Here is a 14,744-nt window from a genome sequence, read left to right as displayed (position 1 = left end):
ACCGACCGCGCCGGAAAGGGAATCACCGATGCAGCGGACCCTCCTCGACCACCTCGACCCGGTCGCCGACGACGTCGTCTCCCTCGTGCTGCGCGGCGCCGACGGCCCGCTGGCCCCCTGGGAGCCGGGCGCCCACATCGACGTGACCCTGCCGAACTGGCTGACCCGGCAGTACTCCCTGTGCGGGGACCCCGCGGACCGCGAGACCTACCGCGTCGCCGTTCGGTACGACCCGCTCAGCCGGGGCGGCTCCGAATACATCCACCGCTTCCTGCGCCCGGGCCGCACGCTCGACGTGTCCCTGCCGCGCAACCACTTCCCCCTCGTGCCCGCGCCGCGCTACCTCTTCCTCGCGGGCGGCATCGGCATCACGCCCGTCCTGCCGATGCTGCGCGCGGCGACCGCGGCGGGCGTACCGGCCTCGCTGGTGTACGTGGGGCCTTCGGCCGCCACCATGCCCTTCGCCGGTGAACTGCGCGCCGCCCACGGGGACGCCGTACGCATCGTCGCCACCCGGGAGCACGGCAGACCGGACTTCGGCGCGCTGGCGGCGGAGCTGGCACCCGGCACCCTGGTCTACTGCTGCGGCCCGGCCTCCATGCTCGCGGCGGCGGAGGCCGCCTTCCCGGCCGGGCAACTGCACGCCGAGCGGTTCCAGCCGCTGCCCAGGGTGTTCGCACCCGATACGGCGTTCGACGCCGTATGCGCGCGATCAGGGCGTACGGTCCCGGTGCCCGCCGACGAGTCGCTGCTCGACGTCCTGAACCACGCCGGATTCAGCGTGCCGTCCGGGTGCCGCGAGGGCGTCTGCGGCAGTTGCGAACTCACCGTTCTCGACGGGGAGCCCGAGCACCGGGACGACATCGGGGCCCCGGAGGGCCGGATGTACGCCTGCGTGTCGCGGACGCAGGGGCCGCGGCTGGTGCTGGACCTCTGAGCGGCGGCCCGCCGGCCGGGAAGCGGGTCAGGCCTTTTCGAGGATCGTCTTGAGCTCCGACAGCATCATGATCCAGCCGCCGCTGACGCCCTCCAGCATCTTGGAGTCGGCCGAGGTGAAGCCGTCGTGGGTGATGGTCAGCTTCACGCCCATCTCCGGCTCCTCGGCCGGCTCGATGTCGAAGGCGACCTTCGAGCGCTCCTTGACCGCCTCGGCGAACTCCGCGTCGCTCATGCCGAACATCTCCTGGTGCATCGGCTGCAGCGTGTGCCAGGTGTAGGCGAGCCGCTTGCCGGGCTCCGACTCGGTGACGACCTGGCCGAGATCCTGCGGCTCGCCGCCGTCCTCGACCGGCCACAGCACCTTCGAGCCGGCCTTCCAGTCGGAGGAGGGCGCCCAGCCGCCGTGGTACTGCTTGAGGAACTCCGGGCTGGTCAGGCCCTCCCAGAGCTTCTCGGGCGTGGTGTGGATGTAGATCGTGTAGACGAACTCGGGCTTGCTCATCGCCGTTCCTTCCAGAGCGTGCTTCAGGTTGCCGAGCGCGGCCATCCGGCTCCGTTCGTACCGGCCGATCCAGCGGTCGGCAAGATCGTGGATGGGTACGGGGTTGAGGTAGTGCAGCCGCTCCCGGCCGTGCCGGACCGTCGTGACCAGACCCGCGCCCTCCAGCACCGCCAGGTGCTTGGACACCGCCTGCCTGGTCATCTCCAGCCCCGCGCACAGCTCGCGCAGACTTTGCCCGGACCGCTCGTTCAGCCGGTCCAGCAGTCGCCTGCGGCTCGCGTCCGCGAGCGCCTTGAACACCTCGTCCATACCGTCGGACCCCCTCACCACCAGATTGGCAACCGCCCGGTTGCATGTCAAGCCGGCCCACGACGTGGCGGTGACTCGGGGTGATTTCGCGCGGAGAGCGGCTCGGTGCGGGCGGCTCGGCGCGGGCGTCCGGGCGTGGGCGGCCCGCGCCCGGTCAGCGGGTCGGGCGCAGCCGGGACCAGACCGCCCGCGCGGCGTGGTGCCCCGGCATCCCGTGCACGCCGGGGCCCGGCGGGGCGGACTGGGAGCACAGGAAGACCGCCGGGTGGGCGGTGGTGTACGGGACACGGGCGAGCTTGGGGCGGATGACCAGGCCGAGGCCCGCGGCGGAACCGGCGCAGATGTCGCCGCCGACATAGTTGGCGTTGCGGGCGGCCAGCCGGGGCGGTCCGGCGACGGCACGGGCCAGCACCAGGTCGCGGAACCCGGGCGCGAAGCGCTCCAGTTGGCGCTCCACCGCTTCCGTGGCGTCGCCCTCCCAGCCGTGCGGGACATGGCCGTACACCCAGAAGGTGTGCTTGCCCTCGGGGGCGCGGGTGGGGTCGATCAGGCTCGGCTGCGAGGTGATCAGGAACGGTACGGACGGGGCGCGGCCGTCGGCGGCGGCGCGCAGCGCGGTGCCGATCTCGCCGCTGGTCGGGCCGAGGTGCACGGTGCCCGCCCGGCGGGCCTGGGGCGCGGTCCACGGCACCGGGCCGGACAGCGCGTAATCGATCTTGAAGACGCCGGGTCCGTACCGCACGCCGCGGTAGGCGTTGCCGAGCCCGGCGATCCGGGCCAGCGCGGTCGGCGAGGTGTCGAAGACGTACGCCCGGGCCGGTGGCAGATCGTCCAGCCGCTTGACCTCGTATCCCGTGTGCACCACGCCGCCGTGCAGGCGCAGCAGCGCGGCCAGGGCGTCGGGAATGGCCTGCGAGCCGCCGCGCGGGACCGGCCAGCCGCCCGCGTGCGCGGCGAGTGCGAACATGAGCGCGGCGCCGGCCGTGCCCGGACTGCTGAGCGGCGCGATGACGTGCGCGGCGAGCCCGGCGAACAGGCCGCGCGCCTTCTGGTCCCGGAAGCGCCGGTTGAGCAGGGCGACCGGCTGGGCCGCGGCCAGGCCGAACCGGGCGTACGTCACCGGGTCGCGCGGCAGGCCGAGCCACTGCGTCCGCAGGAAGTCCGCGGCCAGGGGCGCCCACTTGCCGAGGAAGGGCGCGAGCAGTCTGCGGTAGGTGCCGGCGTCGTGCGCGCCGAGGGACATCGCCGTCTCGCCGACGGAGCGGGCGAGCACCGCGGCCGTGCCGTCGGGGAAGGGGTGCGCCATCGGCAGCTCCGGGTGCAGCCACTCAAGGCCGTACCGCTCCAGGTCCATGGTGGTGAAGGCGGGCGAGCCCGCGGCGAGCGGGTGCACCGCCGAGCAGGGGTCGTGCCGGAAGCCGGGCAGCGTCAGCTCCTCGGTGCGGGCGCCGCCTCCGATGGTGGCGTGCGCCTCGAAGACCTCGACGGCCATACCGCGGCGGGCCAGTTCGACGGCCGCGGTCAGCCCGTTGGGGCCCGCCCCGATCACCACGGCATCGAGCATCGTCGGCACCTGCGCCACTCCCCTCGTCTGCGACCCTCGCCCTTGAGGATCAGTCGGCGGCCGCCAGCAGTTCGAGGATACGCCGGGCCGTGGCCGCGTCCCGTGCCGCGGTGAACGGCAGCGCGTTGCCGCCGGCTATCCGGAACGGCTCGCCGGCGACCGTGCCGCTGACACCGCCCGTCTCGTGGACGAGGAGCAGCCCGGCCGCGTGGTCCCAGGAGTTCTCCCAGCTGAAGGCGACCGCGTCCAGTTCGCCGCGCGCGATGTGCAGATACTCCAGGCCCGCCGAGCCGCAGGGGCGCGGGGCGACGCCGTCGGTCTCCAGCAGGGCCAGGGCCCGCTTCTGCTCGTCGGTGGTGAAGTCGTAGTGCGATATCGCCACGTCCAGCACCGCGCCGGCCGCCGGGGAACCGGGGCGCAGCGGCTCCCCGTTCAGCTCGGCGCCCGCGCCGCGGCGGGCGACCGCCATCAGGTCCAGGGCCGGGGCGTACGTCCAGGAGGCGAGCAGCTCGCCGCGCAGCGCCAGGGTGACGAGCGTGGCGAAGCCCGGGTCGCCGTGCACGAACTGGCGGGTGCCGTCGACCGGGTCGACGATCCACACCGGCGCGTCGCCGCGCAGCGCGTCGAGCACGGCGGGGTCGGCGTGCACCGCCTCCTCGCCGACGACCAGCGAGCCGGGCAGCAGGCTCGTCAGGGCGGCGGTCAGCTGCTCCTCGGCGAGCCGGTCGGCGACCGTGACGAGGTCGTGCGGGCCGTTCTTCTCCAGCACCTCGTGGGCGGCGAGCTGCCGGAACCGCGGCATGATCTCGGCCGCCGCGGCCTTGCGGACGGCGTCCTCGACCGCGGCCGTGTCCAGCGCGCGCAGCACCTCGTCCGCCGTGTGCATGGAGGCGCCGCCCGTCTCTTCCGTCGTGTCTCCCGTTTCCGTACGAATCGCTTCGATCATGACTCCATCGAACCACGCCCCACTGACACAGGGCCTGGACAGGAGGTGAACTCCGGATGCCGGGCCCCCGGGCCGCACGGCGTACGCCCCCGCCTACCGCCCGACGGCGTACCCCTGCATCCCCCGCGGATTGGCGGCCGCCGACAGCACGCCCGTCTCCGGGTCCCGCGCCACCGCCGACAGCCGCCCCTCCGACCACGCGTCGCCGACCGTCACCCGGTGCCCGCGCCGCCGCAGCTCCCCGATCACCTCGGCACCGATCCGGGACTCGACCGTCACGCTGCCCGGCCGCATGGCGCGCGGGAAGAACGAGCCGGGGAAGGAGTCGTTGTGCCAGTTCGGCGCGTCGATGGCGCCCTGGAGGTCCAGGCCGCCGCGTACCGGCGCGCGCAGTGTCGCGGCCAGCAGGAAGTGCATCTGCCACTGATCCTGCTGATCGCCGCCGGGCGTGCCGAACGCCATCACCGGAATGCCGTCCCGCAGCGCCAGCGAGGGCGTGAGGGTGGTGCGCGGGCGGCGCCCCGGGGTGAGCGAGTTCGGCAGCCCCTCCTCCAGCCAGGCCATCTGCAGGCGCGTTCCGAGCGGGAACCCGAGCGCCGGGACCACCGGGTTGGACTGGAGCCAGCCGCCGGAGGGCGTCGCGGAGACCATGTTGCCCCAGCGGTCCACGATGTCGATGTGGCAGGTGTCGCCGCGCGTGGCGCCGCTCCGGTCGACCTCGGGCGCGATGGCGGGGGCGGCGCCGGGCGCATCGGCGGTGGCCACGGTGGGTTCGCCCGCGCCCGCGCCGGCGGCGCCCGGCACCTCGGCGGCGTCCGCGCCCGCCGCGACCGCCAGCGCGTGCTTGCTCAGCCGTGGCGTACGGCCGTCCGGGCTGCCGGGCCGCAGCTCGTACGAGGCGTGCTCGCCGATCAGGGCCCGCCGCTCCGCGTTGTAGTCGTCGCTCAGCAGCGCCGTAACCGGCACCTCGGCCGCGTCGCCGTACCAGGCTTCACGGTCGGCCATGGCCAGCTTGCACCCCTCGATCAGCAGGTGGACGTACTCGGCACTCCCGTACCGGGGCAGCTCAGGAGGCAGCAGAGCCAGCTGCTGAAGCAGCGCGGGCCCCTGCGACCAGCCCCCCGCCTTCGCCACCGTCCACCCGTTCCAGTCGTACGTCACCGGGTCCTCGTACGTCGCCGAGAAGGCCGCCAGGTCATCGCCCGTCAGCGTGCCCGCGTGCCGCTCGCCTGAGGTGTCCATGGCGGGGCGGGCGGCGAACGCGGCCAGTGCCTCGCCGATGAAGCCCTCGCGCCAGATCCGGCGGGCGGCGTCGATCTGCGCCTCCCGGCCCGCCGCCGCGGCCTCGGACTCACTGATCAGGCGGCGCCAGGTGGCCGCCAGCGGCCGGTTCCTGAGCAGGCCGCCGGGCCCGACCGGCCGCCCGTCCGGCAGGTAGATCTCGGCGGACGATATCCACTCCGTCTCGAACAGCTCCCGGACCGTCGCCACCGTCTCGCCCACCCGCTCGACGGCCGGGTGCCCGTGCTCGGCGTACCCCACGGCGTACCGCAGCACCTCCCCCAGTGTCCTGGTGCCGTAATCCCGGAGCAGCAGCATCCAGGCGTCGAAGGCACCGGGCACGGCGGCGGCGAGCGGCCCCGTGCCGGGCACCAGCCCGAGCCCCAGGGAGGTGTAGTGCGCCACGCTCGCCCCGGCGGGCGCGGGCCCCTGCCCGCACAGCACCCGCACCGGCCCGCCCGCGGGCGCGACGATGACGGGCACCTCACCCGCGGGCCCGTTCAGATGCGGCTCGACAACATGCAGCACGAACCCGGCGGCCACCGCCGCGTCAAAGGCGTTACCACCGTCCTCCAGCACACCCATCGCCGACTGCGAGGCCAGCCAGTGCGTGGTCGCGGCCATACCGAAGGTTCCCTGGAGGGTGGGGCGGGTGGTGAACACGGGGCTCCTCACATGCGACGGACGATCGAGCGGTCTCCTTGTCCGCCCTCTCCCCCGCAGGGGGCCCGGCAATCCCCCGGGGCAGGGCACGTCCTGATCACATCGGTACCCGTACCGGTCACCTCGGCCGGCCGCGGGCCCTCGCAAATCCGTTCGCCGCCCCGGCCACCCTCCGCATACGCTCGCACCATGACCGGTACGGCCCCCACCAGCCCCGCGCCCCACGGCACCTCGCGCCGCCCCTTGGTGGCGATCCTCAGCGGCGCCGGCATCTCCACCGACTCCGGCATCCCGGACTACCGCGGCCCCAACGGGCTGTGGCGGCGGGACCCGGAGGCCGAAAAGCTGGTGACGTACGAGTACTACATGAACGATCCGGAGATCCGGCGCCGTTCCTGGCGGATGCGGCAGGACAGCCCGGCCCTGCAGGCCCGGCCGAACGCGGCCCATGAGGCGGTCGCCCGGCTGGAGCGCTTCGGCGTGCCGGTCCGCGTCATCACGCAGAACGTCGACGGGCTGCACCAGCTCGCGGGCGTACCCGACCGCAAGGTCCTGGAACTGCACGGCACGGCCCGCACCGTGGTCTGCACCCGCTGCCACGCCCGCGCGCCGATGTCCGAAGCCCTGGAGCGGGTGGCCGCGGGCGACCCCGACCCGGCGTGCACCGGCTGTGGCGGCATCCTCAAATCGGCCACCGTCATGTTCGGCGAGCGCCTCGACCCGGAGGTGCTCGGTACGGCCATGGGCGTCGCCAAGGCCGCCGATGTCTTCATCGCGGTGGGGACGAGCCTCCAGGTGCAGCCCGCCGCCTCGCTCGCGGGACTGGCCGCCGAGCACGGCGCCCGGCTGATCATCGTGAACGCCGAGCCCACCCCGTACGACGAGCTGGCCGCCGAAACGATCCGCACCCCCATCGGCACCGCCCTCCCCGACCTGCTCGCCACTCTGGCGCCCTGACCGGCCGGGCCCCGAACCGCCCCCTTTGCCGGAAATGAAACCGGCACCGCTACGGTTGACCCGGCTGCCGGCCGCCGGGCCGAGCGCCGGGAACAGGACAGCGGGAGGATGCGCCGTGCAGGGCAAGCACCACGGTGAGTACAAGGTGCCGGGCGGCAAGCTGGTGGTCGTCGATCTCGACGTGACGGGCGGGGCGCTGCGCGACGTCCATGTCGCGGGGGACTTCTTCCTGGAGCCGGACGAGGCGCTGGGCGCCATCGACGCGGCGCTGGAGGGCGCGCCGGCGGACACCGACGCGCGGGGCCTCGCGGCCCGGATCGACGCGGCGCTGCCGCCCGGCGCGGTGCTGTTCGGGTTCACCTCGGAGGCCGTCGGCATCGCGGTGCGCCGCGCGGTCGCGCAGGCCACCGACTGGACGGACTTCGACTGGCAGATCATCCACGAGGCGCCGCAACCGCCCGCGCTGCACATGGCGTTGGACGAGGTGCTGACCGCCGAGGTGGCCGCCGGGCGGCGGCCGCCGACGCTGCGGGTGTGGGAGTGGGACCGCCCGGCGGTCATCATCGGCAGCTTCCAGTCGCTGGCCAACGAGGTGGACCCGGAGGGCGCCGCGCGGCACGGCGTGACGGTGGTGCGGCGGATCAGCGGTGGCGGCGCGATGTTCGTGGAGCCCGGCAACACCATCACCTACTCCCTGTGCGTGCCCGCCTCGCTCGTACAGGGGCTGACCTTCGCCGAGAGCTACGCCTACCTGGACGACTGGGTGCTGACCGCCCTCGGCGACATGGGCATCAACGCCTGGTACAAGCCGCTCAACGACATCGCGACGGATGCCGGGAAGATCGCCGGGGCCGCCCAGAAGCGCATGGTCGCGGGTGACGGCGCGGTGCTGCACCACGTGACCATGTCGTACGACATCGACGCGGACAAGATGGTCGAGGTGCTGCGGATCGGCAAGGAGAAGCTGTCGGACAAGGGCACCCGCAGCGCGAAGAAGCGGGTGGACCCGCTGCGCCGGCAGACCGGGCTGCCGCGCGCCGAGGTCATCGAGCGGATGATCGGCTCGTTCCGGTCGCGGTACGGCGGGACGGACGGGGCGGTCTCCGAGGAGGAGATGGCGCGGGCCCAGGAGCTGGCGGGCGGCAAGTTCAGCTCGCCGGAGTGGACCGCGCGGGTGCCGTAAGCCGCGTGAACTCCGGTCGGACGCGCGGCTTTTGTAGGCCGCATGCACTCCGGGCCGCCGCGCGGGTTTTGTCGGCCGCGTGCACTCCGGCCCGTCGCGCGGGTCCGGTGCATCGCGCCGCGGAGCCCCGTACCCCTACGCCGCCGTCCCCAGCCGGAAGCGCTCCGCCACCTCGTCCGCGAGGTCGGTGACCGGCCGGCCGCCGTCCATGGTGATGACCGTGTTCCCGTGGGCGGCCGCCTGGCGGCGGACCTCGGCGTCCCACAGTTCGTCCCGGGCCAGCCGTTTGGCCAGCGTGGCTTCCGGGGCCCGGCTGCCCCAGCTGACCAGGGAGCGCACCGGGACGCTGCGCCGGGAGCGCAGCGCGGCCAGCCGGAACTCCGGGGTGGGGAGCAGGAAGACCGCCTGGTCGGGGCGGGTGAGCAGGGGGGCGAGCTGGCTCGGCAGGTTGCCGAACCAGTCGACCAGGACGGGCCGGTCGGTGGGCATCGCGAGCAGGTCCTCGACCTCGAAGGCGAAGGTCTCGGCCACCACGCGCTGCGCGAAGCCGCACGCCTCGTCGGGGCTGCGGCTGTCCCACAGGGAGCCGGGCGGCTCGTCGCGGGCGGCGTGGAAGTTCGGGTGCTGCCGGGGTGAACAACGGGGCAGCCAGGTGTGCTGGGCCAGGTCACCGCGGTAGACGACGGCGCCGTGGCGCCGCGCCAGGACTATCGCCAGGGTGCTCTTGCCCGCTCCGGTGCCGCCGGCGATCCACCGTACGTGGGAGAGCCGGCCGGCCGAAGCGGGCGTCGTACGGGTACCGGTGCCGAAGTGTGTCTCCGATGGGGGGCGCCTCATGGATCCATGGTCCCCGCATCGGCCGCCGCACTCCAAGGCCACCTCGTATGGGGAGCATCAGGAGTGGGCAAAGAGTTGGGAGTGACGGGTGAGTTGATGCGCGCCCCCGCGCGCCTCGGCGCGTCCTGTGCGCCCCCGGCCGGACCCACGCGCCCCCGCCCGAACCGTGCGCCGGTCAGCGCACCGGGTCGTACGCCCCCAGGTCGAGCCCCGGGTCCGCGCCCGTGGCCAGCAGCGCGGCGACCCGTCCCGCCCACGGGCCGGCGGTCAGCCCGGTCGAGCCGAGGCCGTCGGCGACGATCAGGCCGTCCAGGCCGGGGACCCGGCCGAGCAGCGGACGGCTGTCCGGGCCAACGGGGCGGAAGCCGACGCGCGTCTCCAGATGCGTGGCGTCCGCCAGCCCGGGCGCGACCGCCAGGGCCTCGGCCAGCACCTCGGCCAGCCCCCCGGCCGTCACCCGGTGGTCGAAGCCGGTGCCGGACTCCCGGGTGGCGCCCGCCACGACCCGCGCGCCGTCGAACGGGACGAGGTAGTGCCCGGTGGCGCGGGGCATGACGACGGGCCAATGCCCGGTGTCCGCGCCGGACAGCGACAGGTGCGCGAGCTGCCCGCGCTCCGGGGTGATCCGTACGGTCACCCCCACCGGCGCCAGCAGTTCCGGCGCCCAGGCCCCGGCCGCGACGACGACCGCGTCCGCGGCGATGCGTTCGCCGTCCACCTCGATGCCGGTGATCCGGTCGCCCGTACGGACCAGCGCCGCGCGTCCCAGGCGTACGTCCGCGCCGCGCCACCGCGCCTGCCGCAGCAGCGCGTCGCGCAGCCGGCCGCCGTCGACGCGGGCGCCGGCGGATATGCGTACGGCACGCAGACCGGGCGCCAGCGGCGGGAACAGCGAGCGGGCCGCGGACTCGTCGAGGAGGTCCACCTCGCCGGTGTCCGCGGCGTCGCGCCGCCGTTCCAGCACCCGCAGGCGGATGCGGTGCAGGTCCGCGTCGTCGGCGGCCAGGGCGAGCGCGCCGACGACGCGGTGGCCGAGGCCGCGCTCGCCCGCTTCGGCCAGTTCGGCGACCAGGCCGGGGTAGTACCGCGCCCCTTCGGCGGCGGCGCGGAACCAGTCGGGGTCGTCGTTCCCGGAGGCCCAGGGGCAGACGATGCCCGCGCCGGCCGCGGTCGCCTCACCGGGCTGGGTGCGCCCCGCCAGCACCACGTCCGCGCCCAGCCCGGCCGCGTGCCACGCGGCACTCGCGCCCACGATGCCCGCACCCACCACGGCGACGCGCATGGCCGTCCCCCTCCCCTGCCGGGCCCTCAGCCCGCGAACTCCGGAATGATCCGTTCGCCGTACGCGTCGATGGTGGCGTCCCGCGCGTCGTGCATCGCGTACAGCGCGAACTGGTCGACGCCCAGCTCCCGCAGCCGGTGCAGCTTCTCCAGCTGGGCCCCGGGCGGCCCGAGCAGGCAGAAGCGGTCCACGATCTCGTCCGGCACGAACGCGGTGTCGGGGTTGCCGGAGCGGCCGTGGTGGGCGTAGTCGTAGCCCGCGCGCTCCTTGATGTACGAGGTGAGCGCCTCGGGCACCATGCCGGAGTGCTCGCCGTACCGCTTGACCAGGTCCGCGACGTGGTTGCCGACCATCCCGCCGAACCACCGGCACTGCTCGCGGGCGTGGGCGAGGTCGTCGCCCACGTAGGCGGGCGCCGCGACGCAGATCTTCACGTCGGACGGGTCGCGGCCCGCCGCCACCGCGGCGTCGCGCACCGCCTTGACCATCCACTCGGTCAGGAACGGGTCGGCGAGCTGGAGGATGAAGCCGTCGGCCAGCTCTCCGGTCATCTTCAGGGCTTTCGGCCCGTACGCGGCCATCCACACCGGCAGCCGCCCGTCGCGCACCCACGGGATGCGCAGTGGGCGACCGCCGACGTCGGTCTCCCGGCCCTCCGCGAGGTCGCGGATCACGCGGATCGACTCGCCGAGGCGGGCGAGGGTGTTGGGCGGCCGGCCGGCCACCCGCATCGCCGAGTCGCCGCGCCCGATGCCGCAGACGGTGCGGTTGCCGTACATGTCGTTGAGGGTGGCGAAGGTGGAGGCGGTGACCTCCGGGGTGCGGGTGGAGGGGTTGGTGACCATCGGGCCGACGATGAGGCGCTCGGTGTGTTCCAGGATGCGGCTGTAGATGACGAACGGCTCCTGCCACAGTACGGAGGAGTCGAAGGTCCAGCCGTGGCGGAAGCCCTGCCGCTCGGCGCGGCGCATGGTGGTGACGACGTCGGACGCGGGCGGGTCGGTCTGCAGGACGACTCCGAAGTCCATTGCGGCCTCCTTCAGTTCAGGTACTGGCAGGTGCCGCGCGGGGTGTACTGGCCGTGCCCCGCGCGCCCGGTGTAGCGCCGTTCGTCGACGACGGTCTCGCCGCGCGAGAGGACGGTCTCCACGCGGCCGGTGACGGTGCGCCCCTCGTACGCCGAGTAGTCGACGTTCATGTGGTGGGTGGCGGCCGAGATGACCTGCTCGGCGGCCGGGTCGTAGATGACGAGGTCGGCGTCCGAACCGGGCGCGATGGTGCCCTTCTTGGGGTAGAGGCCGAACATCCGGGCCGGTGTGGCGCAGGCGATCTCGATCCAGCGGCGGCGGCTGATGTGCCCGTCCACCACGCCCTGGTGGAGCAGGTCCATCCGGTGCTCGACGCCCGGCATCCCGTTGGGGATCTTGGAGAAGTCGCCGCGGCCCAGCTCCTTCTGGCCCTTGAAGCAGAACGGGCAGTGGTCGGTGGAGACCACCTGGAGATCGTTGGTGCGCAGGCCGCGCCACAGCGCCGCCTGGTGCTCCTTCGGGCGCAGCGGTGTGCTGCAGACGTACTTGGCGCCCTCGAAGTCCGGCTCGGCCAGGTTGTCGGTGGACAGGAAGAGGTACTGCGGACAGGTCTCGCCGAAGACGTTCAGCCCCTTGTCGCGGGCCTGCGCCAGCTCGGCGACGGCCTCCTCGGCGGAGACGTGCACGACGTACAGCGGCGCGCCGGCGACCCGGGCGAGCTGGATCGTACGGTGGGTGGCCTCGGCCTCCAGCAGCTCCCTGCGCACCTCGCCGTGGTAGCGCGGGTCGGTGCGGCCTTCCGCCAGGGCCTGTTCGACCAGGACGTCGATCGCGATGCCGTTCTCGGCGTGCATCATGACCAGCCCGCCGTTGCCCGCCGAGCGCTGCATGGCGCGCAGGATCTGGCCGTCGTCGCTGTAGAAGACGCCCGGGTAGGCGGTGAACAGCTTGAAGGAGGTGACGCCCTCCTCGACCAGCAGGTCCAGCTCCTTGAGCGAGTGCTCGTTCACATCGGAGAGGATCATGTGGAAGGCGTAGTCGACGGCGCACTGGGCATCGGCCTTGGCGTGCCAGGTGTCCAGCCCTTCGCGCAGCGCCTGACCGCGCGTCTGGACGGCGAAGTCCACGATGGTGGTCGTGCCGCCCCAGGCCGCGGCCCGGGTGCCGGTCTCGAAGGTGTCGGAGGAGAACGTCCCGCCGAACGGGAAGTCCATGTGGGTGTGGGCGTCCACGCCGCCCGGGACGACGTATTTCCCGGTGGCGTCGATGGTGCGGTCGGCGCCCTCGGTCCAGCTCTCGGCGGTGGTCGTGCCGTGCGCGGCAAGGGCGGCGATCCTGCCGTCCTCGACCAGGACATCGGCGTGGATCTCATCGGCGGCGGTGACGACCAGACCGCCGCGGACGACTGTTCGGCTCATGCTTCCGGCTCTCCCTTCCACACACAGCACAGGTGCTCGGCGGCGCCGGAGGGGACACGGCCCGGCGTGGTCGGCCGGCCGGGCGGCGCGTCCCGGGTGACGTCGCGTCACGGCCGGTCTACACCCGTAGAACGCGGCCGTGCAGCTGACCGTAGAAGCATGTCACCCACTGTGGCAACACCATGACCGCGGTTCAGCGGGAACCGGTGGGACGCGCCCGGTTGCCACCCGTAAAACTTCATTGCTTGCGCAATCCGGGAACCTTGGTGCGGGCCGCCGCGTTGGCCCGGTGGAAGAACCCGACTCACCGGACCGCACCGCACTCGCAACAGGAGACACAGCACCATGGGCGTCAGCCTCAGCAAGGGCCAGAACGTCGTCCTCAACCAGGACGGCACTCCCCTCGCGGACGTCACCGTCGGCCTGGGCTGGGACGCCCGGCCCACCGGCGGCGCGGACTTCGACCTGGACGCCTCGGCGGTCGTCTGCGGCCCCGACCAGCGCGTCCTGTCCGACGCGCACTTCGTCTTCTACAACAACCTGGCCAGCCCGGACGGCGCGGTCCGGCACACCGGCGACAACCTCACCGGTGAGGGCGACGGCGACGACGAGCAGATCCTGGTCGACCTGGACCGCCTCGGCGAGCAGACCGGCCAGGTCGTCTTCACCGTCTCCATCCACGACGCCGAGACGCGCGGGCAGAATTTCGGCCAGGTCGAGGACGCGTACATCCGCGTCGTGGACAATCTGACGGGCCGCGAGATGTGCCGCTACGAGCTGTCGTACGACGCCGCCGGCGAGACGGCGATGGTCTTCGGCGCGCTCTACCGGCGTGGCGGCGAGTGGAAGTTCCGCGCCATCGGCCAGGGTTACGCGTCCGGGCTGGCCGGTATCGCCACCGACTACGGCGTCAACGTCGGCTGACCCCCGGTACGCGGGCCGATACGCGGGCCGATACGCGACCCCGATGCGCGAAAGGGCGCGCCACCTTGGGCGCGCCCTCCGCCCGTGCTTACAGGTGCGCGGTGATGACCGGCATCAGGTCCTGGAAGGTGCGGCCGTTCGCGGGCTCGCCGATGGCGGCCATCTCCCAGCCGCCGCCGGCCCGGCGCACCTTCGCCATGATCTGCGCGGTGTACTGGCCGCCGCCGGTGAGGGTGTAGCGGGCCAGCTCCTGGCCGGTGCTCTCGTCCACCAGGCGGCAGAACGCGTTCTGCACCTCGGCGAAGGTCTGGCCGGTGAAGGAGTTCACCGTGAAGATGATCTGGTCGATGTGCGGGGGCACCCGCTGGAGGTCGACGTAGATCACCTCGTCGTCGCCGCCCTGCCCCGCGCCGCCCACCAGGTTGTCACCGGTGTGCCGCACGGATCCGTCGTCGCTGATCAGGTGCTGGAAGAAGACCACCTCGACGGGCTGCTGACCGGCGAACAGCACGGCAGAGGCGTCCAGGTCGATCTCGCGGGCCATCAGCTTGGCGAGGAAGCCCTTGCGGGCGGCGGCCTGCCAGCCCAGGCCCATGCGGACCACGCTGAGTTCGCCCCCGCCGGACTTGCTCAGACTGATCTTCTGACCCTTGTCCAGGTTCACGGTCATGTGCTGTCACTCCTGCGTCGGGATGGCATGCCCCCGGGCAGAGCGGCGGCCGCCGCCACCGGCCGGGAATCGCAAATCTACAGCACTGTAGAGGTAATGGCGAAGTAAAGACGCCCGTCCGCAGGGCGGAAACCGGCCGGACGTCTGGCGGGCCCCGCCGGAATGCTCACAGCGGGGCCCACGTCGTACGGTACCCAGCCGGGCGCCCGCACAACAGACCGCGTCGCCGCTTCCCGCCACG

The 14,744-nt window shown here is 73.4% G+C and carries 13 protein-coding genes; 4 read left to right on the top strand and 9 right to left on the bottom strand.

The annotated features are described in order from the left end of the window. Window positions 1-28 precede the first annotated feature (28 nt). The gene (locus IH45_RS0101600) at window positions 29-937 is read left to right on the top strand and encodes a PDR/VanB family oxidoreductase (protein WP_030660053.1); all 909 of its coding nucleotides are present in this window, start codon (window positions 29-31) and stop codon (window positions 935-937) included. Between the two features lie 27 nt (window positions 938-964). Here IH45_RS0101600 and IH45_RS0101595 read toward each other — a convergent pair whose 3' ends face one another. The 4 genes from IH45_RS0101595 to IH45_RS0101580 all read right to left on the bottom strand — a co-directional run bounded on the left by IH45_RS0101595 (window position 965) and on the right by IH45_RS0101580 (window position 6,204). Then, window positions 965-1,750 carry an ArsR/SmtB family transcription factor gene (locus tag IH45_RS0101595; protein WP_030660051.1) on the bottom strand — a complete coding sequence of 262 codons (786 nt, stop codon included), beginning with the start codon at window positions 1,748-1,750 and terminating at the stop codon, window positions 965-967. Between the two features lie 154 nt (window positions 1,751-1,904). Next, the gene (locus IH45_RS0101590) at window positions 1,905-3,314 is read right to left on the bottom strand and encodes a phytoene desaturase family protein (RefSeq protein ID WP_030660049.1); all 1,410 of its coding nucleotides are present in this window, start codon (window positions 3,312-3,314) and stop codon (window positions 1,905-1,907) included. A 49-nt stretch (window positions 3,315-3,363) separates the two neighbouring features. Then, window positions 3,364-4,200: an inositol monophosphatase family protein gene (locus tag IH45_RS0101585; RefSeq protein ID WP_032916632.1), complete on the bottom strand. Its 837-nt coding sequence runs from the start codon at window positions 4,198-4,200 to the stop codon at window positions 3,364-3,366. Between the two features lie 153 nt (window positions 4,201-4,353). After that, the gene (locus IH45_RS0101580; RefSeq protein ID WP_030660047.1) at window positions 4,354-6,204 is read right to left on the bottom strand and encodes a gamma-glutamyltransferase family protein; all 1,851 of its coding nucleotides are present in this window, start codon (window positions 6,202-6,204) and stop codon (window positions 4,354-4,356) included. A 189-nt stretch (window positions 6,205-6,393) separates the two neighbouring features. On the opposite strand from IH45_RS0101580, the gene IH45_RS0101575 reads away from it, so the two are divergent. Together IH45_RS0101575 and IH45_RS0101570 are read left to right on the top strand one after the other, a co-directional pair. Then, entirely contained in the window at window positions 6,394-7,161 is a 768-nt protein-coding gene (locus tag IH45_RS0101575) for an SIR2 family NAD-dependent protein deacylase (protein ID WP_050514437.1), read from the top strand. Window positions 7,162-7,276: 115 nt separating this feature from the next. Next, on the top strand, window positions 7,277-8,344 hold the full coding sequence (locus IH45_RS0101570; RefSeq protein ID WP_030660045.1) for a lipoate--protein ligase family protein: 1,068 nt from the start codon (window positions 7,277-7,279) through the stop codon (window positions 8,342-8,344). Window positions 8,345-8,479: 135 nt separating this feature from the next. Here IH45_RS0101570 and IH45_RS1000000147660 read toward each other — a convergent pair whose 3' ends face one another. From IH45_RS1000000147660 to hydA, 4 genes are all read right to left on the bottom strand, one after another. After that, on the bottom strand, window positions 8,480-9,181 hold the full coding sequence (locus IH45_RS1000000147660; protein WP_050514436.1) for a hypothetical protein: 702 nt from the start codon (window positions 9,179-9,181) through the stop codon (window positions 8,480-8,482). 175 nt (window positions 9,182-9,356) lie between these two features. Next, the gene (locus IH45_RS0101560; RefSeq protein ID WP_030660043.1) at window positions 9,357-10,463 is read right to left on the bottom strand and encodes an NAD(P)/FAD-dependent oxidoreductase; all 1,107 of its coding nucleotides are present in this window, start codon (window positions 10,461-10,463) and stop codon (window positions 9,357-9,359) included. Between the two features lie 26 nt (window positions 10,464-10,489). Continuing rightward, window positions 10,490-11,491: a TIGR03842 family LLM class F420-dependent oxidoreductase gene (locus IH45_RS0101555; RefSeq protein WP_030660041.1), complete on the bottom strand. Its 1,002-nt coding sequence runs from the start codon at window positions 11,489-11,491 to the stop codon at window positions 10,490-10,492. 11 nt (window positions 11,492-11,502) lie between these two features. Beyond that, window positions 11,503-12,909: a dihydropyrimidinase gene (gene hydA / locus IH45_RS0101550; RefSeq protein WP_030660039.1), complete on the bottom strand. Its 1,407-nt coding sequence runs from the start codon at window positions 12,907-12,909 to the stop codon at window positions 11,503-11,505. 345 nt (window positions 12,910-13,254) lie between these two features. On the opposite strand from hydA, the gene IH45_RS0101545 reads away from it, so the two are divergent. Further along, window positions 13,255-13,833 (top strand): TerD family protein, encoded by a 579-nt coding sequence (locus IH45_RS0101545; protein WP_030660037.1) that lies wholly within the window; start codon window positions 13,255-13,257, stop codon window positions 13,831-13,833. Window positions 13,834-13,921: 88 nt separating this feature from the next. On the opposite strand, the gene IH45_RS0101540 is transcribed toward IH45_RS0101545, so the two are convergent. Next, entirely contained in the window at window positions 13,922-14,503 is a 582-nt protein-coding gene (locus tag IH45_RS0101540; RefSeq protein ID WP_030660034.1) for a TerD family protein, read from the bottom strand. Window positions 14,504-14,744: the final 241 nt, after the last annotated feature.

Source organism: Streptomyces rimosus subsp. rimosus (assembly GCF_000720725.1).
Lineage (GTDB): Bacteria > Actinomycetota > Actinomycetes > Streptomycetales > Streptomycetaceae > Streptomyces > Streptomyces rimosus_A.
The sequence above is the reverse complement of the archived record's forward strand: the minus strand, read 5'-3'. Positions and strand labels throughout refer to the sequence as shown.